The organism is Nocardia sp. NPDC057440 (genome assembly GCF_042802915.1).
GTDB lineage: Bacteria > Actinomycetota > Actinomycetes > Mycobacteriales > Mycobacteriaceae > Nocardia.
The window spans coordinates 89,963-112,146 of record NZ_JBHVDF010000022.1; the positions used below are offsets into that span (position 1 = coordinate 89,963).

A 22,184-nucleotide genomic window follows, 5' to 3' on the forward strand; every position below is an offset into this window, starting at 1 on the left:
TTCGGAGGATGTTATGGAGTTTCGGGACGCATTCCGCCTGAACGGTTTTTCGGTGCTGTTGGGCTGGCTGGTGCTCACGATCTTGTTCGGTGGCGGCGCTGTGCTCGGCTACGTGATCGCGGGGCGCAACGACAATGCGCTCGCACTGGTCGGGGCGATTGTCGCGACGGTCATCGTCGTCGTGCTGCTCTTGCTCGCGACCGGTCTGACAGTCGTGAACCCGAACGAGGCGAAGGTGGTGCAGTTCTTCGGCCGCTACATCGGCTCGGTGAGCGAACCCGGCTTCTTCTCGGTGGTGCCGCTCACCGATCGCCGCAGCATCTCGTTGCGGGTGCGCAATTTCGAGACGCAGAAGCTGAAGGTCAACGACGCCGACGGCAACCCGGTCGAGATCGCCGCGGTCGTCGTCTATCGGGTGGTCGACAGCTTCAAGGCCGCTTTCGCTGTCGACGACTACGAGGAGTACGTGGAAACCCAGTCCGAGGCGGCGGTCCGGCATCTGGCGACCACGCATCCCTACGACGCGCACGACGCCGATCGCACCAGCCTGCGCGATGGTGCCGAGGTGGCCGGGGAACTGACCGTCGAACTGCGGGAACGCACCGAGATGGCGGGCATCGAGGTGCTCGAGGCCAGGATCACCCACCTCGCCTACGCCCCTGAGATCGCCCAGGCCATGCTGGTCCGGCAGCAGGCCGCGCAGGTGGTGGCCGCGCGCACCCACATTGTCGAGGGCGCTGTCGGCATGGTCGGTCTTGCGCTGGAGAAGCTCACCGAACAGGGCACGGTCGAACTCGACGAGGAGCGAAAGGCCACCATGGTGTCGAACCTCTTGGTCGTCCTGTGTGGCGACCGGGCCATCCAGCCCGTGGTCAACACCGGATCCATCTACTCCTGAGCCGCGGCGATGGCTGAACGGAAGAAGCTCTTACTCCGCCTCGACCCGGCAGTGCACGACGCCATCGCCAAATGGGCGGCCGACGACCTGCGCAGCATCAACGCGCAGATCGAATACGCCCTGCGGCGCGCGTTGGAACAGGCGGGCCGAAAGCTGAAGTGACCGAGGCGGGTTCCGGCCACGTGGTCCCGTCGCCCGAGTTACCGGCACAAACGCTGGTACCTCTGGTGGCGGGGCCTTTCGGTGTGCTGTTGCGGCGCGGAACGGCAGGGCCGAGCCTCGGCAAGCGATTCGGTGTGGTGGGTGGACATCGGTGACGGCTCGCTTGTCGTCGGAAGTGCCGACGCCGCTGCCGTCATGGATGCTCGGAACTCGCCGCTGCGGTGAGCTCGTCCAGCAGTTCGACACTGTCGTCGTACAGCGCGTGCTGCCGGTCGATGTCGTAGGACGCCTTCGACGACGCCCGCTCGGCGCGTCCGGCGAAGTAGCGTCCGGTCGCGTCGGCAACGGCGGGATCGGTCACCAGCCAGGCGAGATCAGCGCCCGAGGTGGCAGGCGTATGGACACCAGGTAAGGCGACCAGTGCTCGTGCGGCCGTGCGCCACAGCAGCTGCCCGATTTTCCCGGCGTCCCTGGCCAGTCCGGTACCCGGCATCAAGCCGGGATCGAAAGCATTGACCGTGATCCCGCGCGGCCCGAGCCGCCTGGCCAGCTCATAGGCCGTTTGCAGGTTGGCCAGTTTCGACGTGCTGTATCGACGGCGGCCGTCGCGCGGCGCGGATTCGGTCGCGGCCGAGGGGTGGGCGAGCTCTCTGACCGAGGCGATGAGCGGGTCCGGCATTCCGGTGAGCTGGGCGGGATCGTGCGTTCCGGAACTGACGAACACGATTCGCGCGGGCGGGGTCAGCTCGTCGAGTAATGCCCGCACCAGGGCGAGGTGTCCCAGGTGATTGACGCCGAAGGTGGCTTCCACCCCGTCTTCGGTGTAAGTGCGCCGGGTGAACTGCAGTCCCGCATTGCAGATCAGGGCATGCAGTGGCGGCAGCGCGGCAGTGCGCAATTCGGCCGCGAAGCGTGCGACGGATGCCAGCGAGCCCAGGTCGAGGGCGGCTCCGCGTGCGCCGATGGCGGTCGCACTCGCGTGTGTCCGATCGGCGTCGCGGCCAGTGATGACGACCGTCCACCGGGGGTTCGCGGCGAGTGTTCGTGCGCACTCGTGGCCGAGTCCGCTGGTCCCGCCGGTGATCACCACGGTTCTGTCACTCGTTGTCATATGGCATAGTCTGCCATGTGGCGGACTGTGTGACAATATCCGGATGTCGCTGCGGGATCGGAAGAAGGAACGCACCAGACGGGCGATCGCCGACGCCGCGTTGCGGCTGTTCGTCGCACGCGGGTTCGATGCCGTGACCGTCGCCGACATCGCCGCGGAAGCCGAGGTGGGGACCCGAACCCTGCATCGTTACTACGCGAGCAAGGACGAGCTGCTCTTCGCCGAGGACGACGAGCATCGCGAGGAACTGGCCCGCCTGCTCGGCGATCGCCCCGAGGGCGAGTCGCCGGAGTCCACACTGGCCGCGGTGATCGGCCCGATGGTCCTGCGTTTCGCCGACCGCCTCGCCGATGCCCGCGCCCGAGACGCGCTGATCGCCGCCAACCCGGCCCTGCAGGCCAGGGAACTCGCCAAACGCAACGCGGTCGAAACGCTCGTCGCCGAGCATCTCGCGCACCGGATGGGTGTCGATGTCGGTGCGGATGTGCGACCGCTGCTCTGGGCCAAGGTCGGCATGTCCTGCTTCTTCGCGGGATACCAGATCTGGCTGAATTCCGGCGGCGATCTCGGCGCGCATATCGCCGCCGCACGTGCCGCGTTGCCTGCGGAATTCGGCCGGTCGGAGCCCGCTGTCGCGCCTTCGCGCTGAATTCCTACCGCGCAGCACGGCGCCAAATGCTGGGAATCTGCGCGTGGACCAGGCAGTATCAGGACGTTCGGTCATAGATTCCAACGGCGGGAGTAATGATGCAGGGCACTGTCAAATGGTTCAATGCGGACAAGGGATTCGGTTTCATTGCTCCGGATGACGGAGGGCCGGACGTCTTCGTCCATTTCAGCGCGATCGCCGACACGGGCTTCCGCAGCCTGAACGACGAGCAGCGGGTCGAGTTCGACATCACCCAGGGTCAGAAGGGCCCGCAGGCGGAAAACGTGCGGCCGATCTGACGTTCTTGAAGCCTGTGCGTCGCCGGTGGGTCTGGAATCCTCGACGGCGCACAGGTTTTCGGATGATCAACCGGCGTGATCGGCTAGGCGATCCCGAGCACCCGCGACAGCGGGGTACCGAGGCCGGTATCGGCGGTATCGGCACATCGTCGCGGAACACGCCGGGTGATGGGCCCCGCTCGGTCGATCAGTGTGTCGGCGCTATCGGGGCTGTCGGCTTGCTCGTGACGAAAATGGCTGTGCCAGGAAATAATTCGCCGCGCAACGGGCTCCATTGGCCCCATTCGCGGTCCAGCCACTCCGGCCAGTCGGGTTCGATGATGTCTTCGAGGATCAGACCCGCGGCGACGATCTCGCGGACCCGGTCGCCGATGGTGCGATGGTGTTCGACGTAGGTGGCCTCGCCCTCGCCGTCGAACTCTACATAGGGGGTGCGGTCGAAATAGGGGATCGAGGCGGTCAGGCCGGCCTCGCCGGGATCGTCCGGGAAGATCCAACGCATCGGATGGTTCACCGAGAACACCCAGCGCCCGCCGGGGCGCAACACCCGAGCCACCTCGCGCATCACCTGTGCCGAGTCGGCGACGAACGGGATGGCGCCGAAGGCCGAGCAGGCCAGGTCGAAGGCGGCGTCGGCGAAAGGCAAGGATTCGGCGCCCGCCTGCACGAGGGGAACCCGAGGTCCGCCGCGGGCCATGGCGGCGAGGCCGCGCTCGAGCATGCCCATTGATAAGTCCAGCCCGACCGGGTGCGCGCCCTGTCCGGCGAGCCAGCGTGCGCACGGCGCGGAACCGCAGCCGATCTCCAGGATCCGCTTGCCGGCAACGTCGCCGAGGAAATGCATGTCACCCTCATGCAAGCCCTCGGGGCACCAGACGAACTCGCCATCGGGGGAATCGACGCCGAGGAAATCGGCGTGGGTCTCGTGATACTGGGTGGCATCGGCATCCCACCAGCGTCTGCTGGCCTGCTGGCTGGCTTCCGAGCCGATCCGGGTGCGCGTGGTCCCGGCCGTTCCGAGCAGTGTGTTTGCTTGCGCATGGCGATCTTCCGACACGCGGTCAGCGTAGTCCGGCGTGGCGTCGAGACCGGTTTGCCCGGCTGGACCAAGGTCGCGTACGCTGAACGCGCGAGTGCGTTCTGTACTGCCGTACCGATGTCCTGAGAAGGGGCTGAAGTAACAGGTGAGGTAACAGAGCACCCGCGCTGAGTTTCACAGGCTTTGCCGTGCGGTACGTTCATTATGTCCGTCACGTCGCGTCATCGCGGTGAGTTCGCAGCGTACCGAAAGTTCCAATGTCCGCAACCGACCACAATCCGTCCGGAGCAAACCGACATATGCCCACCACCGTCACCTCGCCGCAGGTAGCCGTCAACGACATCGGCTCCGCCGAGGATTTCCTCGCCGCCATCGACGCCACGATCAAGTACTTCAACGACGGCGACATCGTCGAAGGAACCATCGTCAAGGTCGACCGCGACGAGGTCCTGCTCGACATCGGTTACAAGACCGAAGGCGTCATCCCTTCCCGCGAGCTCTCCATCAAGCACGATGTCGACCCGAACGAGGTCGTTTCCGTGGGCGATGAGGTCGAGGCCCTCGTTCTCACCAAGGAGGACAAGGAAGGCCGCCTGATCCTGTCGAAGAAGCGGGCTCAGTACGAGCGCGCTTGGGGCACCATCGAGGAGCTCAAGGAGAAGGACGAGGCCGTCAAGGGCACCGTCATCGAGGTCGTCAAGGGCGGCCTGATCCTCGACATCGGTCTCCGTGGCTTCCTGCCCGCTTCGCTCGTCGAGATGCGTCGGGTCCGCGACCTCCAGCCGTACGTCGGCAAGGAGATCGAGGCCAAGATCATCGAGCTGGACAAGAACCGCAACAACGTGGTCCTTTCCCGCCGCGCGTGGCTCGAGCAGACCCAGTCCGAGGTCCGCAGCGAGTTCCTGCACCAGCTGCAGAAGGGCCAGGTCCGCAAGGGTGTGGTCTCCTCGATCGTCAACTTCGGTGCCTTCGTGGACCTGGGTGGCGTCGACGGCCTGGTGCACGTCTCCGAGCTGTCCTGGAAGCACATCGACCACCCCTCCGAGGTTGTCGAGGTCGGCAACGAGGTCACCGTCGAGGTGCTCGACGTCGACCTGGACCGCGAGCGGGTTTCGCTGTCGCTCAAGGCGACTCAGGAAGACCCGTGGCGTCAGTTCGCCCGCACCCACGCGATCGGCCAGATCGTCCCGGGCAAGGTCACCAAGCTGGTTCCGTTCGGTGCGTTCGTGCGCGTCGAAGAGGGCATCGAGGGCCTGGTGCACATCTCCGAGCTGGCTGAGCGCCACGTGGAGGTCCCGGACCAGGTTGTCGCCGTCGGCGATGACGCGATGGTCAAGGTCATCGACATCGACCTCGAGCGTCGCCGGATCTCGCTGAGCCTCAAGCAGGCCAACGAGGACTACCACGCCGAGTTCGACCCGTCGAAGTACGGCATGGCCGACAGCTACGACGAGCAGGGCAACTACATCTTCCCCGAGGGCTTCGACTCCGAGACCAACGACTGGATCGAAGGTTTCGACAAGCAGCGCGAAGAGTGGGAAGGCCGCTACGCCGAGGCCGAGCGTCGCCACAAGATGCACACCGCGCAAATGGAGAAGATGGCGGCCGACGCCGCGGCCGAGGCCGCGAACGGTGGCGGCTCGTCGAACTACTCCTCCGAGAGCGGTGCGCAGGCGTCCTCCTCCAGCGCGCCCGAGTCGGCCGGTGGTTCGCTGGCCAGCGACGCGCAGCTGGCGGCTCTGCGGGAGAAGCTCTCCGGCAACGCCTGATAGGCACGTTACGAGGAAGGCCCCGGTCCGTTCGCGGACCGGGGCCTTCCCGTTTGTGGTGGGGTAGAAACAAGCACCCACAGTGGGCGCGAGGTTCCCCTGGCCCCGCTCGCGGCCCGCGCGGGCCGTCTCTAAGCTCTTCCCGGTGAGCGGTCAGCATCGTCATCCGACAGTGCCGGGTACTGCAAGGCCGTTCCCGGTCGCCGGACCACTCTCGACGGCCACGACAACGGGGCACGATTGAGCGGCCTTGCCGGCACCGCGGCGAAATTGGCGCCGGTCGTTGTGGTGTTCGGCGGTGGCGTGGTATTTGCGCGGCGCAAGATCATCGGAGCGGAGAGCTCGAAGGCCTTCTCCGACTTCGCTTTTCTCTTCGCGATCCCGTGTTACCTGTTCGGTTCGCTGTATGCGAGCGATCTAGGGCAGGTGTTCGACCCGGTGGCGATCGCCGCGTACCTGACAACGGTGCTTGTCGGGATGGTGGTCGTGGGCGTTGCCGCGCGCCGGGTGATCGGTGCCGATGTTCGGGGCACCGCGTTGCGGATCATGGCGGGGGTTCAGGTCAACACGACGTACTTCGCCATACCGGTTTTCGTGCTCCTGTTCGATGATGCCGCGCCGGTCTTTCCGACGATCCTGCTCCAGGTCTGTGTGCTGACGGTGGTCGTCATCGCCATCATGGAATACGGTGCGGCCCGTGACGACCAGGATCGTCCCACGCGCACCGCCATGGTGCGCGGCGTTCTCGCGGCGCTGGGTACGCCGGTTGTCATCGCCTGTTACCTCGGCGTCGCCGCCAATGTGGCGGATGTTCCGGTGCCGGGGTGGATCCGTGATGTGCTGGCTTTCAGCGGCAATGCGGCCGCACCGGTGGCGTTGTTCGCACTCGGCCTGCACCTGGGCGGGACAGGTTTGCGACTACGTGGAGCGGCTCGCGACGAATACGCGCTGATCGCCTGCAAATGTATCGCGCTCCCACTGCTGGCGTTCGTCGTCGCCGAGTGCCTGTTCGGCATCACCGGCCCGTGGCTGACCTACTTGGTGGTGATCGCCGCGATGCCCGCTCCACAGAACCTGTTCATTTTCGCCCAGCGCTACGACACCGACGTCGACCTCGCGGCGGCGATCGTCGCGAAGACCTCCGTTATCGCACTGGTCCTGCTGCCGCTGTGGCTCCTGATCACCCAGGGCTTCACTGCAGGGTGAGCACCTTCGCCTGGCCGGATATCACGGTGTCGTTCTGGTCGACCAAGGCCGCGCGTATCTGCACCACCGCACCCGAGGCCAATGGCGCCTCTCCGGAGGCTCCTGCCAAGGCGACGGTGGCGGCGTGTTGGCTGCCGTCACAGGCGACGTTGGTCTCGGTGCCGAGGGCCGCGGGGCGCTCCGCGGTGGGTTCTCCCGCCATGACCTTGATGCTTGTCACCCCTGCGGCAGCGTCGCAGGTGTATTCGACGCCGACGCTGCTCGGTGCGGCGCCGGCGATATCGACGGTATTGGCGGCGAGCGCAGGGGCGGCGGTCAGCACCAAGGCGGCGCCCATCGACGCGAAGACGGTCGCGGTGCGGACAGTGCGGTGATGATTCCGAGTGGTCATCATGGATATCGTTCCTCCTGTGTGGCGTAGACGGATCGCTGAACACAACGGGAAGAGAAACGCGGCCCTCACCGCACCGCGTACATCTATGGTCCATCTCCGAGGTTGCCCCGCGTGGCGGAATCGCTGTGATCGGCACGTCGCGGAGGTTGCCGCGACGCGGTCGGACCCGGTGCCGAGGGTTGGTTGGCTCACACTCTTCGTCATTTGCCGTGGATCCATGGCATGGTTGTTCAGTGAGATCAGGCTTATCGACGTGATCCGCTTGGCTCATCTACAGAAAAGAATGAAGTAAGCAATGACTCAAGGCAGTGTGAAGTGGTTCAACAGCGAAAAGGGCTTCGGCTTTATCGCGCAAGACGGTGGCGGCCCTGACGTCTTCGTTCATTACTCCGCCGTGTCCGGCTCGGGATTCAAGTCCCTTGAAGAAGGACAGCGCGTGGAGTTCGAGGTCGGCCAAGGACAGAAGGGCCCGCAGGCCCAGGACGTCCGCGCTATCTGATCGACGCAGCTTGGTAAAGCCCCGCACCCTCTGGGTGCGGGGTTTTTGCGTTTTCGGGGGTAGCCGCTACCCGAGTGGGGTGCGGTTGCTCCCTGCCACGGCCGCGACCAGCTGCCGGAACGCCGGGCATTGCGTGAAGTCCTCCGCTTCGCATGCCATCGCGTGCTCGATCATCCGCTGCGAGGCCTGCGCTTCGGCTATCCGGACGCCGAGCTCCTCATATTGTCTGGCCAGCACGGTTCGGCGCGCGGCACGGTCCGGTGCGTCGAGCATCTCCCGCAACTGCTCCAGGCTCAGCCCGGCCGCCTTGCCTCGCACGATTATCGCGACCCGGACCACATGGTCCTGGACGTAGCGTCGTCGGCCGCTCACCCGCCCGGCCGGTTGCAGTAGGCCCATCGCCTCCCAGTGCCGCAGCACGTGTGTGGCCAGGCCGAAGCGTGCCGCGAGCGCGCCGATCGTGAGCTCGCCGGTGCCAGGGGCGGGATCGGGGAGGCGCGTATCGCCGTCAGAGCTTGACTTCATGTTCACATTAACATGCAGAGTGGTCCGTGATGTCAAGGCGATGTCATCACGAGGAGGACCACATGTTCGAGGTAATCGTGGTCGGTGGCGGGCCGGCGGGACTGTCGGCCGCACTGACCCTGGGCCGCGCCCACCGACGCGTTCTGGTGCTGGACTCCGGCCACGCACGCAACGCACCCGCCGCTGCCGTCCACAATTTCTTCACCCGCGACGGCGTGCCGCCTGCCGAGCTCCGAGCGATCGGCCGCGACCAGCTGACGAGCTATCCCACCGTCGAGGTTCGCGACGGTGCGGCCACCGGGGTCGCCCAGGGCGATCGCGGCTTCATCGTGCAGCTCGCGGACGGCACGACAGCCGAGACCGAGCGGCTGCTGCTGGCCAGCGGCCTGGTCGACCAGCTGCCCGACATCAGCGGTATCGCCGAGCTGTGGGGGCGGGCGGTATTCCACTGCCCGTACTGCCACGGTTTCGAGAGCAGTCGACGGCCGATCGCCGTGGTCGGGGGTGAACCCGACCGAATCCGGCTCGCGCTGCAGCTGAGCCGGTTCAGCGCGGATGTCGTCCTGTGTACCAACGGCCCCGCCGATGTTGCGTCGTCCGCGGCGCAGGCCATGTCGGCGGCCGGCGTCACGGTCCGCCGCGAACGCATCACCGGGTTCGAGGCGGCCGGTGACCAGCTCCGCGCGCTCGCCTTCCAGGACGGACCGGCGCTGCCGCGCGAAGTCGCCTTCGTCGCAAGCACCTGGACCCAGCGGTCTGCGCTACCCGGTCTGCTCGGTTGTGCCACGTTCCCGGACTCGACCGTGCAGGTCGACGAGTTCCATCGGACGAGTGTGCCCGGCGTCTATGCCGCGGGCGACATGGCCCGGCGAGCAACGATCCCGGTACCACTGGCCGCGGTCGTCGCGGCCGCCGCCAGCGGGACCGTCGCGGGCAGTGTGCTCGACCAAGACCTTGTCAGCGTCGACTTCCAGCTGCCGAACCCCTTTACCGCACAGGAGAAGTGAGTCGTGTCCGTCACCACGACCGCGGCTGGACCAGCTGCGCGCACCAGTAATGTCCCGCTCGCCGCCGCCGGGCTTGCGCTCGGCATGCTGCTCTCGGTTCTCGACCAGACCATCGTCAGCATCGCGCTGCCGGACATCGCGGGTGACCTCGGCGATGTCGGCTCGCTGCGCTGGATCGTGACGTGTTACGTGCTGGCGTCCACGGCGACGGGCGCGCTGTACGGCAGGCTCAGCGACCGATTCGGCAGGCGGCCGGTGTTCCTTTCCGCCGTTGGCGTGTTCACCGTCGCGTCGGCGCTGTGCGGCACGGCGGGCACGCTGACCGAGCTCGTGCTGTTTCGCACCGTGCAGGGGATCGGTGCCGGCGCATTGTTCACGATTCCGACGATCGCTCTTGCCGAACTGTTCCCAGCGGCCCTGCGCGGCCGGGTGCAGGGCGCGGTGGGCGCGATTTTCGCCATGGCCGCCGTCGGCGGCCCGCTGGTCGGCGGGGCGATCACCGACACCGTGGGGTGGCGCTGGATCTTCTTCATCAATGTGCCGCTCGGCCTGATCTCGATGGCACTCGTCTGGACCGCGCTACGGCTGCCGCGCAGCGGCCTGGCCGTCCGGCTCGATATCGGTGGCTCCGTGCTACTTGTCGGCGCGGTGGTCGGCGTACTGCTGATCAGTGAGTGGTCCAGCGGTTCGCACCCGGCGGGTGTCGGGCCGATGCTCGCTCTCGGTGCCGCGGTGGTCATCACGCTCGGCGCGTTCGTGTGGCGGGAACGCCGCACCGAGGATCCGGTGATCCCATTGGGGCTGTTCACCAACCGGGTCACGGGCGTCATCCTGCCCGCGACATTGGTCCTCGGAGTACTGATGTATTCGTCGATTGTGTATCTGCCGACCTATTTGCGCAGCGCCTTCGGCATGAGCGCGACCGAGGCAGGACTGGCGCTGAATCCGTATGTCGTCGCGTTCATGGTGGCCTCGTTCCTCTCTGGCAGCCTGGCGAGCAAAACGGGAAGATACCGGCCCTTCCTGATCGGCGGCGCGGCGGTGATCGCCCTCGGATTCGTCCTGCTCGGACTGCTCGATGCGGAGTCGAGCTATCTCGTCGTGGCGCTGGGGCTGATCGTGCTCGGCGGCGGCATCGGAATGATCGTGCAGCTGCTGGTGACAGTCGCGCAGAACGCGGTCGCCGCAACGGAACTCGGTGCGGTCACATCCGCCGTGCTGGCCCTGCGCGGTCTGGGCATGTCGCTCGGCATCGCGATCTACGGCGGTGTTCTCGGCCACGAACTCGCCGGAAAACCTGCCGTGGCAACGGCTACGGCCGAGGCCATTCCGGACACCCTGATCTGGGCTCTCCCGCTGACCATGGTGCTGCTCGCGCTGACACTCGTGATTCCGGATCCTGCTCGGCAGGGCCGGTCGACCGGGGAAGACCGAGCTGACCCTGGCCGGTCGGCACCGTAGCCTGTGCCGCCGTCTTCGCGTGCACGTCGCCGCCCGATTGCCGGCGGGAGGCGACGGGCATTCGATCGGTGACTCATCCCGATCCATTGATGACAAGTGGTGCGATCTCGTGACCGGCCGCAGCGCGCGGACCGTTGATGGCGGCGGCGCGGTAGACCACACGGGATCGGCTCCAGCGTCAGGGGCGCGGGATCGATTCGGGGGTAGTCGAATTCGGGCGGTCGAGGGTCGCGTTCGGCGGTAGGGTGCCGGGCATGGGGAGCAATTCGGGCCGGAACGACTACCTCGAGCAGGTCGTCGCCCAGCAGGCCGCACTCGAAGGTGACTTGCGCACACGCAAGCCGATGGCGGCAGAGGCGCTTGCGCCCGCACCGGCGGCCGCGCCCGGTGGACCGGCGCAGCCGGTACGTCGCGGCGCTATGGCGAAGCGGGCCGATCGAGTCGGGGCCGCTGTGCAGGGCAGCGGGCCGGGGCCGGTAGAGGTCAGGGTCACCGGATTCTGGCGGTGGCGCACGGTTCTGGTGCCGCCCAACGCTTTTGTCGTGCACACCCGGCGTGGTCGCAGCGAACCGCTGCACATCGGGCTCGGCGTCTCCTTCCGCTTCAACCCCGCGACCGATGCGTATCTCGTGGTGCCCGGCGCCATGCAGACGATCCTGATCAACGCCTACTGCATCTGCAGCGAACTACAGGGCGTGCTGGTCCAGGGGTACGTGCAGTGGATCATCGAGGACTTCGCCACCGCCTATCGCAAGCTCGACTTTTCCGACGGCGAGGATCCGATGCGGCTGGTGAATATTCAGCTGCGCGAACAGGCCGAGGCCGCCATCAAGGACAAGGTGTCCACCATGGGGGTGCGGGATGTGCTCAGCGACAAGCAGCCGATCATCGAGGAATTGACGGCGCGGCTCAGAGCGGTGGCCGAGGGATCGGGCGATGCGGCGGGGGACGGCCGCGACCGAGGGCTCGGCCTCGGCATCGTCACCGTGCAGATCAAGGAGGCGGTGGTCAGCTCGTCCACGCTCTGGGAGAACCTGCAGAAGCCCTACCGCAGCGAACAGAGCCAGATCGCCCGCCTCGCGGAACTGGCGACCCAGGAAGTGATTTCGGCGCGCGAGACCGAGGCGAATCGGACTGCCGAGGAGCGGCGCATCGAGAACGAGCGGGAACTGGCCGAACTGCGCGCACGCAACGAGGCGGCGCGGTTCGACAGGGAGACCACCGAACAGTTGCGCCGCACTACCCGTCAGCACGACGACGAGCGCACCGTTGCCGATCTTGCTCAGCAGACCGCACTGCACGCGCTGCGGCTGGAACGTGAACAGCACGCCGAACGCACCGAAAACCTGCGCCGCACCCAGGAGTTGCGGCAGCTGGAACGCGACGGCGAGCTGGCCGACTCGGCGGCCCGGACCCGCGCGGCGCACGAGGCCGCCCTGCTCGACCTGGAGCGCGACCACATCAGGGTGGACACCGCCAATGAGCGCGGTGCCACGGCGATCCAGGCACAGCTGGTCGAGTCGCTGCCGGAGATCGTCGCCAAGCTGCCCGCCCCCGCCGAACTGAAATCGTTCCAGCTCGGCGGCGACTCGGCCTCGTTGTCCGGCGTGATCGCCCAGCTGACCGCCGTGGTGGAGGCATTCGCACCGAAGCCGTGATCGAGGTCGGGCCCGGGTATCCTCGCAACTGATGTCCGAGTCCGCCGTGGAGTTTTCCTCGACCCTGTGGGAACGCAGGAAGATCGAGGCGATGAGCCGAATCCAGCAGGTCGCACTGGATCTGTTCGACGAGCATGGGTACCGCAATGTGACCGTCGACCGGGTCGCGACCGCGGCGAGCGTGTCACCCAGTTCGATCTACCGGTACTTCGGCACCAAGGAGATGCTCGTCCTCTACGACGAGGCGGATCCGCGGATCCTCGAGGTGATCAGAACCGCGGGCGGCGCCGAAACGATCGCGCCCGCCGATCTGATCGCCGTCACCCGGCTGCTGGTGCCGGTATTGATCGAATCGCTGCTCACCGAGGAGTCCGAGCGCCGGATCCGCAGGCGGCTGCAGTATGTGGTGACGATTCCCGAGATCCGGGACGGGCAGACGCGGCAGATGCGCGACCTGGCCGACGAATTCCGCATGCTGTTCGCCGAACGCAGCGGCCGCGACCCCGAGGACCTGACGGTGGGGATGGCCGCCGCGACCGGCGTCTGGGGATGTGTCGCGGCCCTGGACCATTGGGCGGCAACAGGTTTCACTCGGCGACTCAAAGACGTCTATACCGAGGCGATCGGTTCGATAGTCGACGCGATCGAGGTCATGTTCCGGTAGGCGCCAGTTCCGAGCGTGCGCCGCCGCCGCGCGGCCGCCGAGGCCGGCTGCGCGGCAGCCACCAGTTCCATCGACCGAACAGTTGCATGAACGCGGGTACCAGCACCAGTCGGACAATGAGGGCGTCGATAGTGATGGCCACGGCCAAGGCGAACCCGATCTGCTTCAGCTCCAGCACATCCGCGGTCACAAAGCTCGCGAACACCGCGACCATGATGGCGGCCGCGGCGGTGATCGGCCGTGCGGTGCGCTGCAGTCCTTCCGCGACGGCGGCGGCGTTGTCCCGGTTGCGATCCCAGGCTTCCTTCATGCGTCGGATCAGGAATACCTCGTAGTCCATCGACAGGCCGAAAAGCACCGCGAACACCAGCATCGGCAGATACACCTGCAGGAATCCGGTGCTGTGGAAGCCAAGCGCCGACTCGCCCACACCGTGTTGGAAGACCGCGACGGTGATGCCGAGTGCGGCGCCGGTGGCCAGCAGGTTGAGCAGGATCGCCTTGGCGGCGAGCACGATACTGCGGAAAGTGACGACGAGGAAGGCCGGCGAAACGGTCAGGACCAGAATGATCACCCATGGAAAGCGAGCGGTGATCCGTTGTGACACATCGGCGAACGAGGCAGCGGTGCCGCCGACCCTGATGTCCACCCCGTCGACTGTCGCGGCGCGGGAACGGATGTCGGCCACCAGCTCGCCCGCATCGGTCGAGTCGAAGGCAACCTTGGGCACCACTACCGCGAGCAGCCTGCCTTCGGCCTGCTGCGGCAGTACCCGCGCGATGCGGGGATCCCGCGACAGCTCGGTGACGAATCCCTCGACATCCGTGCGTGATCCACCGGTCAGCGGCGTACCGTCGGGTCCGGTGGCGACCACCTCGATGGGCGCCAGCAGACCGGGACCGAAGTTCTGTTTCACCAGTGCGGTGGCTTGCCCGGTCGGACGGTCGGCCAGCGAACCGAGCCCCATGTCCACGCCGTACTGGACGCCGGCGATCGGTGCGGCCGCGAGTGCGAGCACCGCGACGCCGACGGCACCGAACAACACCGGCCGCGCCATCACCAGGCGTGCCCACCGCGCCCACCCGGTCGAGGCCGTCGCGGACTCGACCTCGGCGGGTCGTAGCCGGGCGGGCAGTGCGCCGCGATTGATGGCCGGACCCGACACCGCCAGCAGAGCGGGCAGCAGCGTAAAGGCCGCTGTCAGTGTGGCGATGACCGCCGTCACCACACCGATGGCGATTCCGTTCAGCATCGGAAGACCGACGACGGCGAGCGAGCACAGCGAGATCAACACGATCAATCCGGAGGCCAGGATGGTCCGGCCGGTCGTGTCCATGGCCGCGCCGACGGCTTGCGTGATGGTCTCGATCGCATGGCGATCGCGTACACCCCGCCGGGTGAGTTCCTCGTTGAACCGGCTGACGATGAACATCGCGTAGTCGATCGCGGTGCCGGTGGCGATCATGGTCGCCACCGAGAGCACCAGTGAGTCGAAGCTCAGGAAGGTCGCGAGCCCGGCCAGCGCCCCGATGGCCACGGCGATGCCCGCCGCGGTCACCGCGATGGGCACGGTCGCGGCCACCAGCGCGCCGAGGGCGAGCACCAACACCACGCCGGCCACCGGTAGGCCGATGCCTTCGGCGCGTTGCAGATCGGCGGTTTCGATGTCGGTCAGATCCGCCTGCGCCGGTGCGAATCCGGTGATCATCCTTCGACGCCCGCAACGGATTGCCTGGCCAGGGTGGACTGCAGCTCCTTCGCGATCCGGACTCGCTCCGTCATGCCGCCGTCGACGCCGACGAGGCCGACGGCGGTCTGCCGGTCGGGAGAGATCTGGGCGGCGGCGTTGCCCTCGTACGGGCCGATCGCACCGGCGACGCCGTCGGTGGCTCGGACCGCGGTCATCGTCTTGTCGATCACCGCCCGGTATTCCGTCGAGTCCGCGGTGCGCTGCGCCGAATGGAAGACGATCAGGTCCTGTTCGGTGCCGAACCGCGCGAAGTGTTGTGCGACAAGCCGATCGACGGCCACCGAGTCCGATCCGGGGACCGAGTAGTCGGGCGATCCGAGGCCGGCGTGCAGGGCGGGGTAGGCCGACGCGCACGCGATCACCAGTAGCAGCCACGCCGTGAGCACGATTCGGCGGTGCCGTGCCATCGTGACGCCCCAGCGTCCGACGACGCCGAGGCGGGGCGTGGGGTCCGGTGGATTCTGCCGTTCGAGCACGGTCAGCTGTGTCATCGCCCCTCCACCTGCTATTTCTGAGAGTGACTCTCAGATATTTCCCGCCAGCCTACGAACCGGTCGGGCAAGAAAGCAAGTGACTGTCAGATATTCATGTCGCGTCACGGCGCGCCAGGCCGTCGGCGCTCGCGGATTCGATAGCCGATTCTGGTTAAGCTGCGGCCACTCACACGCCGTCGAGCACAGTCGGACGGTTCACCAACTTCGGGGCGGGGGCGGCGCGGACAGCCAGCACCCTGCTCGATCGAGCTCGGCAGAAAGGCTGTATCAACCATGCGCGCAGCGGGTCCGTTCCGTGGTCTCAACCGCAGGCAGTTCCTGGCGAAGGCCGCGGCGGCAGGCGCCGTCGGCGCACTGGCCTCCTGGGCGAACCCGATCATCGAGCGTGCCCACGCCGCCGATCCCGCCGGCACGGGCGGCCTCGGAGACATCGAGCACTTCGTGCTGCTCATGCAGGAAAACCGTTCGTTCGACCACTATTTCGGCACCATGTCGGGTGTCCGCGGGTTCGGCGAGGCGTCACCGGTCTGGCAGCAATACGGCTGGACGCCCGGTATCGGTCCGACTCCCGACGGCTTCGTGAACCCTTTCCGGCTCGACACCACCCGTGGCGCGACCCTCGACGGCGAGTGCATCAACGACCCGGACCACACCTGGGGCGGCATGCACCGCGCATGGAACGACGGCAAGAACGACCAGTGGATGCCGATGTCGGTGGCCAGCGTCGGCCCGGCCAATGCGCCCGCGGCGATGGGCTACTACCGGCGCGAAGATATTCCGATCCACCACGAGCTGGCCGACGCGTTCACCCTCTGCGACAACTACCACTGCTCCGTGCTGGGCCCGACCGATCCGAACCGGTTGTACTGGATCAGCGCCACCATCGACCCGGATGGGCGTGCGGGTGGTCCCCTGGTCGAGACTCCCACTCTGATCCCGCGGCACGTCTACAGCTGGCGGACCTACCCGGAGAACCTGTCCGACGCCGGGGTGAGCTGGAAGATCTACAACAACCGTGATATCGGCCCACTGGCCTCGGCGATCCTCGACGGCATGCTCGGCTGTTTCACCCAGTCGGCCGACCCGAACTCCGAGCTGGCTCGTCGCGGCCTTGCGCCGGTGTACCCCAACGACTTCCAGGCCGATGTCGCCAATGACACGCTGCCCGATGTGTCCTGGGTGATCCCGTCGCTGATCAACTGCGAACATCCCGCGCTGCCCGCGGCGTTCGGCGCGTTCGGCATCGTGCAGCTGCTCGACATCCTCACTTCCAACCCGAAGGTGTGGGAGAAGACCGCGCTGATCATCAGCTACGACGAGAACGGCGGGTTCTTCGATCACGTCGGTCCGCCGACGCCCCCGCCGGGGACGCCGGGGGAGTTCCTGACCGTGCCGCTGGATCGAGTGAGCTCGTCGAGCGGGATCAGCGGCCCGATCGGACTCGGCTATCGCGTTCCGGGACTGGTGATTTCGCCCTACAGCCGCGGCGGCCTCGTCGCGTCCGAGACCTTCGACCACACCTCCCAATTGCGGCTGCTGGAAACCAGGTTCGGTGTCGAGGTGCCGAATCTGACACCGTGGCGGCGCGGTATCACCGGCGATATGACATCGACGTTCGATTTCGGATCGATGCCGAATGCAGCGAAGCCGATCTTGACCGATCCGAAGCCGAAAGTCGACGCCGCGCTCGCGCAATGCGGCCCGAATCTGGCGTTGGGCACCGTGGCCGCGGGCATTCCGTATCCGGTGCCGCCCAATGAAATGCCGCAGCAGCAGCCGGGCAGCCGACGCAGGCCGAGCGGCGTCGTCTGAGCACGCCGAAAGCGGCCCAGTCCGTTCGGACTGGGCCCGTCGTCAGTTGGGGTCAGCTGGCGGTCGCAGGTACCCAATACGTGGCGGCCACGGCAGAGCGTTTTCGCATGGCGGCGAAGCTGTGCCGCGCGGGGTTGGTCAACGCGGTGAACCACGAGCGGCGGTGCTCGGCGAGCGCGGCCGCGACGGCGGGGATCTGGATGCAGTGCATACCACCCGCCATGCCCAGGCGGTGGCGACCCGTCTGGTCGTTTCTGGTGCTCAATGGTGTTCCTTTGCTTGCTGGTACTGGCCTGGATCGCCACGGCGAAGATTAGCCGAACGAAAGGGCGAGTCAGAGTATTTTGCGCCAGCAATTGCCCCGGCGTGTCGGAAAGTTGTCGCCCGCGAACGGTAATCGGCCGGAAATGTTGCGAGATGGTCTCGGCGGAGTCACGGATCGGGCAAATAGCGGCGCGGGTAGTGGAATGGTCGGTCCGAGTGGGTATTCGAGCCGATTGGGCGCCGAGGTCCACGGGGACGCTCGGGTGGGAGACCGGCCCGCCCGGCGCGGATGCGAGACTGGTCGAATGTTGCGGATCGGCCTCACCGGAGGCATGGGAGCGGGCAAGTCGACGGTGGCGCGGACACTCGCCGACCGTGGCGCGGTAGTCATCGACTCCGACGTGCTCGCACGGGAGGTGGTCGCGCCGGGTACCGAGGGGCTCGCGGCGCTCGTGGCGGCCTTCGGCACGGACATCCTCGCCGCGGACGGCAGCCTGGATCGGCCCGTGCTCGCGGGCAAGGCATTCGGCAGTGCCGAAGCGCGCGCGACGCTGAATTCGATAACGCATCCGCTCGTCGGAAAGCGAACTGCTGAACTTATTTCCGCCGCTGCGCCGGATTCAATTCTCGTGCAGGATATCCCGTTGCTGGTGGAAAACGGTCTCGCGCCGTTGATGAATCTTGTTCTTATTGTGGACGTCCCGGAGGAAATTCGAATTCGGCGACTTGTCGAATTCCGCGGTGTTTCCGAGGCCGATGCGCGGGCGCGAATTGCCGCACAGGCCACCGACGAGCAGCGGCGCGCGGTGGCCGACGTTTTGCTCGACAACAGCGGCGCCGCCGATGACATCGTTCCGATCGTGCACCGGCTGTGGGATGAGCGCCTGGCGCCGTTCGAGCGCAACCTGCGCACCGGCACGCCCGCGCGGCGGCCGGATGTGCGTGTCGTCGCGCCGAATCCGCAGTGGCCGGTTCAGGCACAGCGGCTCATCGCGCGGCTGTGGGTGGCCTGTGGTCCGGCCGCGTCGCGGATCGACCACATCGGTTCGACCGCCGTGCCGGACCTGCCCGCAAAGGATGTGATCGACGTGCAGATCACGGTCGCCGACATGGCGACGGCCGACGGGTTGTGTGAGGCGCTCGGCGCGGCGGGCTTTCCCGTGAAGCCCCATGCCACGCACGACAATCCCAAACCGACGAGCGCGGACCCGGCCGGGACGGACATCGGTCTGTGGGTCAAGCGGCTGCATTCCAACGCCGACCCCGGTCGGCTCGCCAATGTCCATGTCCGCGTTGCCGGGTCGCCCGGGCAGCGGTTCGCGCTCGATTTCCGTGACTGGCTGCGGTCGGATGCCGCAGTCCGCGCCGAATACCTCGAGAGGAAACGGGAAGGCGAGGCCAAGGCGGCCGGACTCACCGGCGAGGAGGCGGCGCTCGCTTACCTCGAGGTCAAGGAGCCGTGGTTCGACGCCGCGTACGAGCGAGTTCGCGCCTGGCGCGAACGCGACGGGTAAATCGGGCACGACCGGCACCGCAGGGTGCGATGTCGGGGCCGGGCAGCGTGCAGTGGTCTGCGGCGGTGCGGTGTCGGCCGCAGGTGATGTCCCGTCCGCGCCGCATCCAGACCTGGGCGATATCGGAGTCAGCGCTGATGCGTTGCCGACAGCAAAGTCCCCAGCCGTTCCAGCGACTGACCCCAGCCTTCGCGCGCTCCGTCCTCCGGGCTCAGCGGTCCGGGGGCGAGTAGATGGAAAGTCATGGTCGTCTTGCCTTCGGTGGTGTCGGCGAAGGTCACCGTGGCGACCGATTCATTGGCGACGGTGCCGTCGCCGGTGGGATCACCCCAGGTGAACACCAGCCGCTCGGGCTCGACGATCTCGCGGAAGACGCCTGCGCTCGGATAGGTCGCACCGTCGCTGTCCGCGACCATCACCGAGTCGTAGCGGCCGCCGACCCTCGGTTCGACGAGGATGCTGTCGCGTGGGGTCGTGAAGCCGTGTGGCCCAGCCCATTCGGTGAGCTGATCGGGGTCGAGCCACGCGCGGAAGACCAGCTCCCGGGGTGCATCGAAGACACGGACGATGGTGAATTCGCGGTCGCTCATGGCGGAATCCTCTGGGGTTGTCGATCGGTATGTTCAGGAATCGTGTTCGGCGTCCGGAGTCTGGCCGCTCATCCACTCGGGTGCACCTGTGGGAAACCGGGTTCGGAAGTCCATCACGCCGACCCAGGTGGGCCGCACCACGATTCGTTCCATCGTGGGCGCCATCCCGGTCACGAAGTCGAGGTAGTCGGCGACGGCCTCGGCACCGCCCTTTCTCATGGCTGTGGCGTATTCCGGTGCCACGCCGTGTACTTCGTGCACCTCGGCGCGGCCCCGGATCAGCAGCACCTCCGGCGGTGCGGAATTCGTGTCGATCGTGATGGCGACGTCGGGGCGGGCGCGCAGTGCTTTCGCCTTCTTCGACGGTGCGAAGCCTGCCATGACGATCTCGGCGCCGTTCCACCAGAAGTTGATCGGCAGCACGCGTGGGGTGCCGTCGGCGGCGGTAAAGGCCAGTCGCGCCGGAATATCGGCCTCCAGCAGCCGCTGGGCGGTCAGGCTTTCGAGGAGTCGGACATCGCCCTGGGCGAGGTGCGTGGTGTCGGTCATATCGATCTGTCCTTGTTCTGTAGCCGGTGCAGATGTTCGTCGAGGCGGTCGAAGCGGCTGTCCCAAAATTTCCGGTAGCGGTCGAGCCAATCGGTGGCTTCGCCGAGCGGCGCGGCCTCCAATCGGCACGGGCGCCATTGCGCGTGCTGGCCGCGGGTGATGAGCCCGGCGCGTTCGAGCACCTTCAGGTGTTTGGAGATCGCGGGCAGGCTCATGGCGAACGGTTCGGCGAGCTCGGTGACGGTGGCTTCGCCGTCGGCGAGGCGGGCGAGGATGGCGCGCCTGGTCGGGTCCGCGAGTGCCGCGAAGGTCCTGCTGAGTTCGTCGTCCGTCATGGTTGTATTAAACCACCTAGATAATTAACTGATAGGTTAAATAATGGTCCTCGCGTCGGCCACTGTCAAGAGGTTGCCCGAGAAAGGAACTACCGCCAGGTGAGCGTGATGCCGCGGGTGGCGAGCCAGCGTTCGAGGGAGTGGCCGTTGGCGGCGATGCCCTCGATCGTCGCTGCCGCGTACTCGATCGCGGCCTGTGTCTCATCGAAGCCGATCAGACCCGCGGCATGGGCGGCGAGCAGCTCGTCCACATCGAGCAGCTCGGTGTCGCGGCCGGTGCGCACCACGATGTCGAGGTAGTGGTCCACCGACTTCCAGGTGCTGGGCCCGACCTGGGCGAACTCACCGAGATCGACGTAGTAGTCCTGATCGCGCTGGTGTTCGGGATGGTAATGGAAGACGGTGACGCGAATGGACAGCTCGGGTAGCAGCCACGACTCGATGTAGTGGAACTGCGGATGGTCGGAAACACGCGCCATGTACAGGCCCCATGGCTCCGCGCGGAACTGCTCGACCGGCCGGACGAAACCCTTCGGGTCCGTGTTGGTCTGCGCCGCGAGGTCGAAGTACTCCACCTTCGGGCGATGCACGTCCACTGATGGTGCCTGTGTCATGCACATAGAATCTACCGCCGCCGGGCCCGCGTCGAGTGCCGCGGCGGTGGCGTCCGCTACATCCAGCTCAGCACGATGCCATGCGAGGCGAGCCAGCGTTCGACATCGTGCTCGTGGGCGGCGAGGCCGTCCATCGCGGTGGTGGCCCGCTCGAAGGCGCGGTGTGCCTGCGCGGTGTCGATCAAACCGGCCGCGTGGGCGGCCAGCAGGTCTTCGACGCCGCGCAACTCGGACTTGCGCCCGCCCTGCACCATGATGTCGAGGTAGTGGTCGATCGCTTTCCAGCGCTTCGGTTCGACCTTCGTGAATTCGCCGATGTCCAGGCAGTAATCCTGCCCTCGGTGATGTGCTGGGGTGCGGTGGGTGATCGTCGCGCGGATCGACAGCTCCGGCACCAGCCACGACTCGACGTAGTGGAACTCCGGCCCGCCAACCGTCCTGGCCATATACAGGCCCCACGGTTCGACGTGGTAGCGCTCCACCGACCGGACGAAGCCTCGTGCGTCGGTATTGGTCAGATCGGCGAGATTGAAATACTCGACCTTCGGTTTAGCGGGGGCGGCCGCGGCGAGCGGTCCCGGTGGTGCGGTCGCGAGCCTGGCGGTTAGTTGACCCGGTGCGACCCCGCGCATGTCCCTGGCGACGTATCCGGCTAACCCGGTCATTGCAGGCACTGCGGCGAGCAATGGAATCAGAGCGCTCATGGCGTCTTCCTTCACCCTGTACCGATAACACCCTGTACCGATAACCAAATCAGGCTACACCCGTCGGGGGTTGCGCGCTTTCTCTGGGAATGTGATGAATATCGTTGCGGCAACGGACATTTCGGGCAAGTAACAAGTTGTGCACCAATGCTTGCCGGTGGCGGTGAATGGGAACTCCCATGGCGCGGGCTCGGTGGTCGCCGATGCGACGTCGGGT

The 22,184-nt window shown here is 66.7% G+C and carries 25 protein-coding genes; 13 read left to right on the forward strand and 12 right to left on the reverse strand.

The genetic code is table 11. The features are described 5' to 3' along the window. The first annotated feature begins 13 nt into the window (after window positions 1-13). Window positions 14-898: an SPFH domain-containing protein gene (locus tag ACFU4Z_RS32590; protein WP_379070950.1), complete on the forward strand. Its 885-nt coding sequence runs from the start codon at window positions 14-16 to the stop codon at window positions 896-898. 9 nt (window positions 899-907) lie between these two features. Continuing rightward, window positions 908-1,060 carry a toxin-antitoxin system HicB family antitoxin gene (locus ACFU4Z_RS32595; RefSeq protein ID WP_379070953.1) on the forward strand — a complete coding sequence of 51 codons (153 nt, stop codon included), beginning with the start codon at window positions 908-910 and terminating at the stop codon, window positions 1,058-1,060. A 193-nt stretch (window positions 1,061-1,253) separates the two neighbouring features. On the opposite strand, the gene ACFU4Z_RS32600 is transcribed toward ACFU4Z_RS32595, so the two are convergent. Further along, on the reverse strand, window positions 1,254-2,171 hold the full coding sequence (locus ACFU4Z_RS32600) for an SDR family NAD(P)-dependent oxidoreductase (RefSeq protein ID WP_379070956.1): 918 nt from the start codon (window positions 2,169-2,171) through the stop codon (window positions 1,254-1,256). A 43-nt stretch (window positions 2,172-2,214) separates the two neighbouring features. On the opposite strand from ACFU4Z_RS32600, the gene ACFU4Z_RS32605 reads away from it, so the two are divergent. Further along, window positions 2,215-2,820: a TetR family transcriptional regulator gene (locus tag ACFU4Z_RS32605; protein WP_379070959.1), complete on the forward strand. Its 606-nt coding sequence runs from the start codon at window positions 2,215-2,217 to the stop codon at window positions 2,818-2,820. A gap of 95 nt (window positions 2,821-2,915) precedes the next feature. Next, a complete protein-coding gene (locus tag ACFU4Z_RS32610) occupies window positions 2,916-3,119 on the forward strand; it encodes a cold-shock protein (protein WP_379070962.1) in 204 nt (67 codons plus the stop codon). 187 nt (window positions 3,120-3,306) lie between these two features. On the opposite strand, the gene ACFU4Z_RS32615 is transcribed toward ACFU4Z_RS32610, so the two are convergent. Continuing rightward, the gene (locus ACFU4Z_RS32615) at window positions 3,307-4,176 is read right to left on the reverse strand and encodes a methyltransferase domain-containing protein (protein ID WP_379070965.1); all 870 of its coding nucleotides are present in this window, start codon (window positions 4,174-4,176) and stop codon (window positions 3,307-3,309) included. 281 nt (window positions 4,177-4,457) lie between these two features. On the opposite strand from ACFU4Z_RS32615, the gene rpsA reads away from it, so the two are divergent. Beyond that, on the forward strand, window positions 4,458-5,927 hold the full coding sequence (gene rpsA / locus ACFU4Z_RS32620) for a 30S ribosomal protein S1 (protein ID WP_379070968.1): 1,470 nt from the start codon (window positions 4,458-4,460) through the stop codon (window positions 5,925-5,927). A 240-nt stretch (window positions 5,928-6,167) separates the two neighbouring features. After that, window positions 6,168-7,133 carry an AEC family transporter gene (locus tag ACFU4Z_RS32625; protein WP_379070971.1) on the forward strand — a complete coding sequence of 322 codons (966 nt, stop codon included), beginning with the start codon at window positions 6,168-6,170 and terminating at the stop codon, window positions 7,131-7,133. Here ACFU4Z_RS32625 and ACFU4Z_RS32630 read toward each other — a convergent pair. After that, window positions 7,120-7,527 (reverse strand): hypothetical protein, encoded by a 408-nt coding sequence (locus ACFU4Z_RS32630; protein ID WP_379070974.1) that lies wholly within the window; start codon window positions 7,525-7,527, stop codon window positions 7,120-7,122. The genes ACFU4Z_RS32625 and ACFU4Z_RS32630 overlap by 14 nt on opposite strands. A gap of 295 nt (window positions 7,528-7,822) precedes the next feature. On the opposite strand from ACFU4Z_RS32630, the gene ACFU4Z_RS32635 reads away from it, so the two are divergent. Next, window positions 7,823-8,026 (forward strand): cold-shock protein, encoded by a 204-nt coding sequence (locus ACFU4Z_RS32635; RefSeq protein WP_327114982.1) that lies wholly within the window; start codon window positions 7,823-7,825, stop codon window positions 8,024-8,026. A gap of 66 nt (window positions 8,027-8,092) precedes the next feature. On the opposite strand, the gene ACFU4Z_RS32640 is transcribed toward ACFU4Z_RS32635, so the two are convergent. Next, window positions 8,093-8,551, reverse strand: a complete 459-nt coding sequence (locus ACFU4Z_RS32640; protein WP_379070977.1) for a MerR family transcriptional regulator — start codon at window positions 8,549-8,551, stop codon at window positions 8,093-8,095. Window positions 8,552-8,613: 62 nt separating this feature from the next. Here ACFU4Z_RS32640 and ACFU4Z_RS32645 point away from each other — a divergent pair, with 62 nt between their 5' ends. The 4 genes from ACFU4Z_RS32645 to ACFU4Z_RS32660 all read left to right on the forward strand — a co-directional run bounded on the left by ACFU4Z_RS32645 (window position 8,614) and on the right by ACFU4Z_RS32660 (window position 13,341). Continuing rightward, window positions 8,614-9,558: an FAD-dependent oxidoreductase gene (locus ACFU4Z_RS32645; protein WP_379070980.1), complete on the forward strand. Its 945-nt coding sequence runs from the start codon at window positions 8,614-8,616 to the stop codon at window positions 9,556-9,558. A 3-nt stretch (window positions 9,559-9,561) separates the two neighbouring features. Next, window positions 9,562-11,019 carry a DHA2 family efflux MFS transporter permease subunit gene (locus ACFU4Z_RS32650; protein WP_379070983.1) on the forward strand — a complete coding sequence of 486 codons (1,458 nt, stop codon included), beginning with the start codon at window positions 9,562-9,564 and terminating at the stop codon, window positions 11,017-11,019. 254 nt (window positions 11,020-11,273) lie between these two features. Next, window positions 11,274-12,677, forward strand: coding sequence for an SPFH domain-containing protein (locus ACFU4Z_RS32655; RefSeq protein ID WP_379070986.1), 1,404 nt, complete (start codon window positions 11,274-11,276; stop codon window positions 12,675-12,677). A gap of 31 nt (window positions 12,678-12,708) precedes the next feature. After that, window positions 12,709-13,341 (forward strand): TetR/AcrR family transcriptional regulator, encoded by a 633-nt coding sequence (locus tag ACFU4Z_RS32660; RefSeq protein WP_379070989.1) that lies wholly within the window; start codon window positions 12,709-12,711, stop codon window positions 13,339-13,341. On the opposite strand, the gene ACFU4Z_RS32665 is transcribed toward ACFU4Z_RS32660, so the two are convergent. Beyond that, window positions 13,328-15,049 carry an MMPL family transporter gene (locus tag ACFU4Z_RS32665; protein WP_379070992.1) on the reverse strand — a complete coding sequence of 574 codons (1,722 nt, stop codon included), beginning with the start codon at window positions 15,047-15,049 and terminating at the stop codon, window positions 13,328-13,330. The genes ACFU4Z_RS32660 and ACFU4Z_RS32665 overlap by 14 nt on opposite strands. After that, window positions 15,046-15,582 (reverse strand): hypothetical protein, encoded by a 537-nt coding sequence (locus ACFU4Z_RS32670; RefSeq protein ID WP_379070995.1) that lies wholly within the window; start codon window positions 15,580-15,582, stop codon window positions 15,046-15,048. The genes ACFU4Z_RS32665 and ACFU4Z_RS32670 overlap by 4 nt, the downstream gene beginning before the upstream one ends. Before the next feature lie 276 nt (window positions 15,583-15,858). Here ACFU4Z_RS32670 and ACFU4Z_RS32675 point away from each other — a divergent pair, with 276 nt between their 5' ends. Then, window positions 15,859-17,397, forward strand: a complete 1,539-nt coding sequence (locus ACFU4Z_RS32675; protein ID WP_379070997.1) for a phospholipase C — start codon at window positions 15,859-15,861, stop codon at window positions 17,395-17,397. Window positions 17,398-17,449: 52 nt separating this feature from the next. On the opposite strand, the gene ACFU4Z_RS32680 is transcribed toward ACFU4Z_RS32675, so the two are convergent. Further along, window positions 17,450-17,662 carry a hypothetical protein gene (locus ACFU4Z_RS32680; RefSeq protein ID WP_379071031.1) on the reverse strand — a complete coding sequence of 71 codons (213 nt, stop codon included), beginning with the start codon at window positions 17,660-17,662 and terminating at the stop codon, window positions 17,450-17,452. Between the two features lie 304 nt (window positions 17,663-17,966). Here ACFU4Z_RS32680 and coaE point away from each other — a divergent pair, with 304 nt between their 5' ends. Further along, on the forward strand, window positions 17,967-19,175 hold the full coding sequence (gene coaE, locus ACFU4Z_RS32685; RefSeq protein ID WP_379071000.1) for a dephospho-CoA kinase: 1,209 nt from the start codon (window positions 17,967-17,969) through the stop codon (window positions 19,173-19,175). Window positions 19,176-19,303: 128 nt separating this feature from the next. Here the strand turns inward: coaE and ACFU4Z_RS32690 are convergent, their stop codons facing one another. The 5 genes from ACFU4Z_RS32690 to ACFU4Z_RS32710 all read right to left on the reverse strand — a co-directional run bounded on the left by ACFU4Z_RS32690 (window position 19,304) and on the right by ACFU4Z_RS32710 (window position 21,967). Continuing rightward, complete coding sequence (locus tag ACFU4Z_RS32690; protein ID WP_379071002.1) at window positions 19,304-19,765, reverse strand: SRPBCC domain-containing protein; 462 nt, start codon at window positions 19,763-19,765, stop codon at window positions 19,304-19,306. Between the two features lie 33 nt (window positions 19,766-19,798). Beyond that, window positions 19,799-20,314 (reverse strand): pyridoxamine 5'-phosphate oxidase family protein, encoded by a 516-nt coding sequence (locus tag ACFU4Z_RS32695; protein ID WP_379071004.1) that lies wholly within the window; start codon window positions 20,312-20,314, stop codon window positions 19,799-19,801. Beyond that, the gene (locus ACFU4Z_RS32700) at window positions 20,311-20,649 is read right to left on the reverse strand and encodes an ArsR/SmtB family transcription factor (RefSeq protein WP_379071007.1); all 339 of its coding nucleotides are present in this window, start codon (window positions 20,647-20,649) and stop codon (window positions 20,311-20,313) included. The genes ACFU4Z_RS32695 and ACFU4Z_RS32700 overlap by 4 nt, the downstream gene beginning before the upstream one ends. Before the next feature lie 89 nt (window positions 20,650-20,738). After that, window positions 20,739-21,263, reverse strand: coding sequence for a DUF402 domain-containing protein (locus ACFU4Z_RS32705; protein WP_379071010.1), 525 nt, complete (start codon window positions 21,261-21,263; stop codon window positions 20,739-20,741). Window positions 21,264-21,319: 56 nt separating this feature from the next. Next, complete coding sequence (locus tag ACFU4Z_RS32710) at window positions 21,320-21,967, reverse strand: DUF402 domain-containing protein (RefSeq protein WP_379071013.1); 648 nt, start codon at window positions 21,965-21,967, stop codon at window positions 21,320-21,322. Between the last annotated feature and the right edge of the window lie 217 nt (window positions 21,968-22,184).

Bases quoted from the DNA above. Each gene is read 5' to 3' on its own strand.
- ACFU4Z_RS32665 (WP_379070992.1), bottom strand. From the start codon at position 15,049: ATGATCACCGGATTCGCACCGGCGCAGGCGGATCTGACCGACATCGAA.
- rpsA (WP_379070968.1), top strand. From the start codon at position 4,458: ATGCCCACCACCGTCACCTCGCCGCAGGTAGCCGTCAACGACATCGGC.
- coaE (WP_379071000.1), top strand. From the start codon at position 17,967: ATGTTGCGGATCGGCCTCACCGGAGGCATGGGAGCGGGCAAGTCGACG.
- ACFU4Z_RS32630 (WP_379070974.1), bottom strand. From the start codon at position 7,527: ATGATGACCACTCGGAATCATCACCGCACTGTCCGCACCGCGACCGTC.
- ACFU4Z_RS32590 (WP_379070950.1), top strand. From the start codon at position 14: ATGGAGTTTCGGGACGCATTCCGCCTGAACGGTTTTTCGGTGCTGTTG.
- ACFU4Z_RS32670 (WP_379070995.1), bottom strand. From the start codon at position 15,582: ATGACACAGCTGACCGTGCTCGAACGGCAGAATCCACCGGACCCCACG.
- ACFU4Z_RS32635 (WP_327114982.1), top strand. From the start codon at position 7,823: ATGACTCAAGGCAGTGTGAAGTGGTTCAACAGCGAAAAGGGCTTCGGC.
- ACFU4Z_RS32675 (WP_379070997.1), top strand. From the start codon at position 15,859: ATGCGCGCAGCGGGTCCGTTCCGTGGTCTCAACCGCAGGCAGTTCCTG.
- ACFU4Z_RS32710 (WP_379071013.1), bottom strand. From the start codon at position 21,967: ATGAGCGCTCTGATTCCATTGCTCGCCGCAGTGCCTGCAATGACCGGG.
- ACFU4Z_RS32700 (WP_379071007.1), bottom strand. From the start codon at position 20,649: ATGACGGACGACGAACTCAGCAGGACCTTCGCGGCACTCGCGGACCCG.
- ACFU4Z_RS32645 (WP_379070980.1), top strand. From the start codon at position 8,614: ATGTTCGAGGTAATCGTGGTCGGTGGCGGGCCGGCGGGACTGTCGGCC.
- ACFU4Z_RS32640 (WP_379070977.1), bottom strand. From the start codon at position 8,551: ATGAAGTCAAGCTCTGACGGCGATACGCGCCTCCCCGATCCCGCCCCT.
- ACFU4Z_RS32595 (WP_379070953.1), top strand. From the start codon at position 908: ATGGCTGAACGGAAGAAGCTCTTACTCCGCCTCGACCCGGCAGTGCAC.
- ACFU4Z_RS32610 (WP_379070962.1), top strand. From the start codon at position 2,916: ATGATGCAGGGCACTGTCAAATGGTTCAATGCGGACAAGGGATTCGGT.
- ACFU4Z_RS32705 (WP_379071010.1), bottom strand. From the start codon at position 21,263: ATGACACAGGCACCATCAGTGGACGTGCATCGCCCGAAGGTGGAGTAC.
- ACFU4Z_RS32695 (WP_379071004.1), bottom strand. From the start codon at position 20,314: ATGACCGACACCACGCACCTCGCCCAGGGCGATGTCCGACTCCTCGAA.
- ACFU4Z_RS32655 (WP_379070986.1), top strand. From the start codon at position 11,274: ATGGGGAGCAATTCGGGCCGGAACGACTACCTCGAGCAGGTCGTCGCC.
- ACFU4Z_RS32600 (WP_379070956.1), bottom strand. From the start codon at position 2,171: ATGACAACGAGTGACAGAACCGTGGTGATCACCGGCGGGACCAGCGGA.
- ACFU4Z_RS32660 (WP_379070989.1), top strand. From the start codon at position 12,709: ATGTCCGAGTCCGCCGTGGAGTTTTCCTCGACCCTGTGGGAACGCAGG.
- ACFU4Z_RS32605 (WP_379070959.1), top strand. From the start codon at position 2,215: ATGTCGCTGCGGGATCGGAAGAAGGAACGCACCAGACGGGCGATCGCC.
- ACFU4Z_RS32690 (WP_379071002.1), bottom strand. From the start codon at position 19,765: ATGAGCGACCGCGAATTCACCATCGTCCGTGTCTTCGATGCACCCCGG.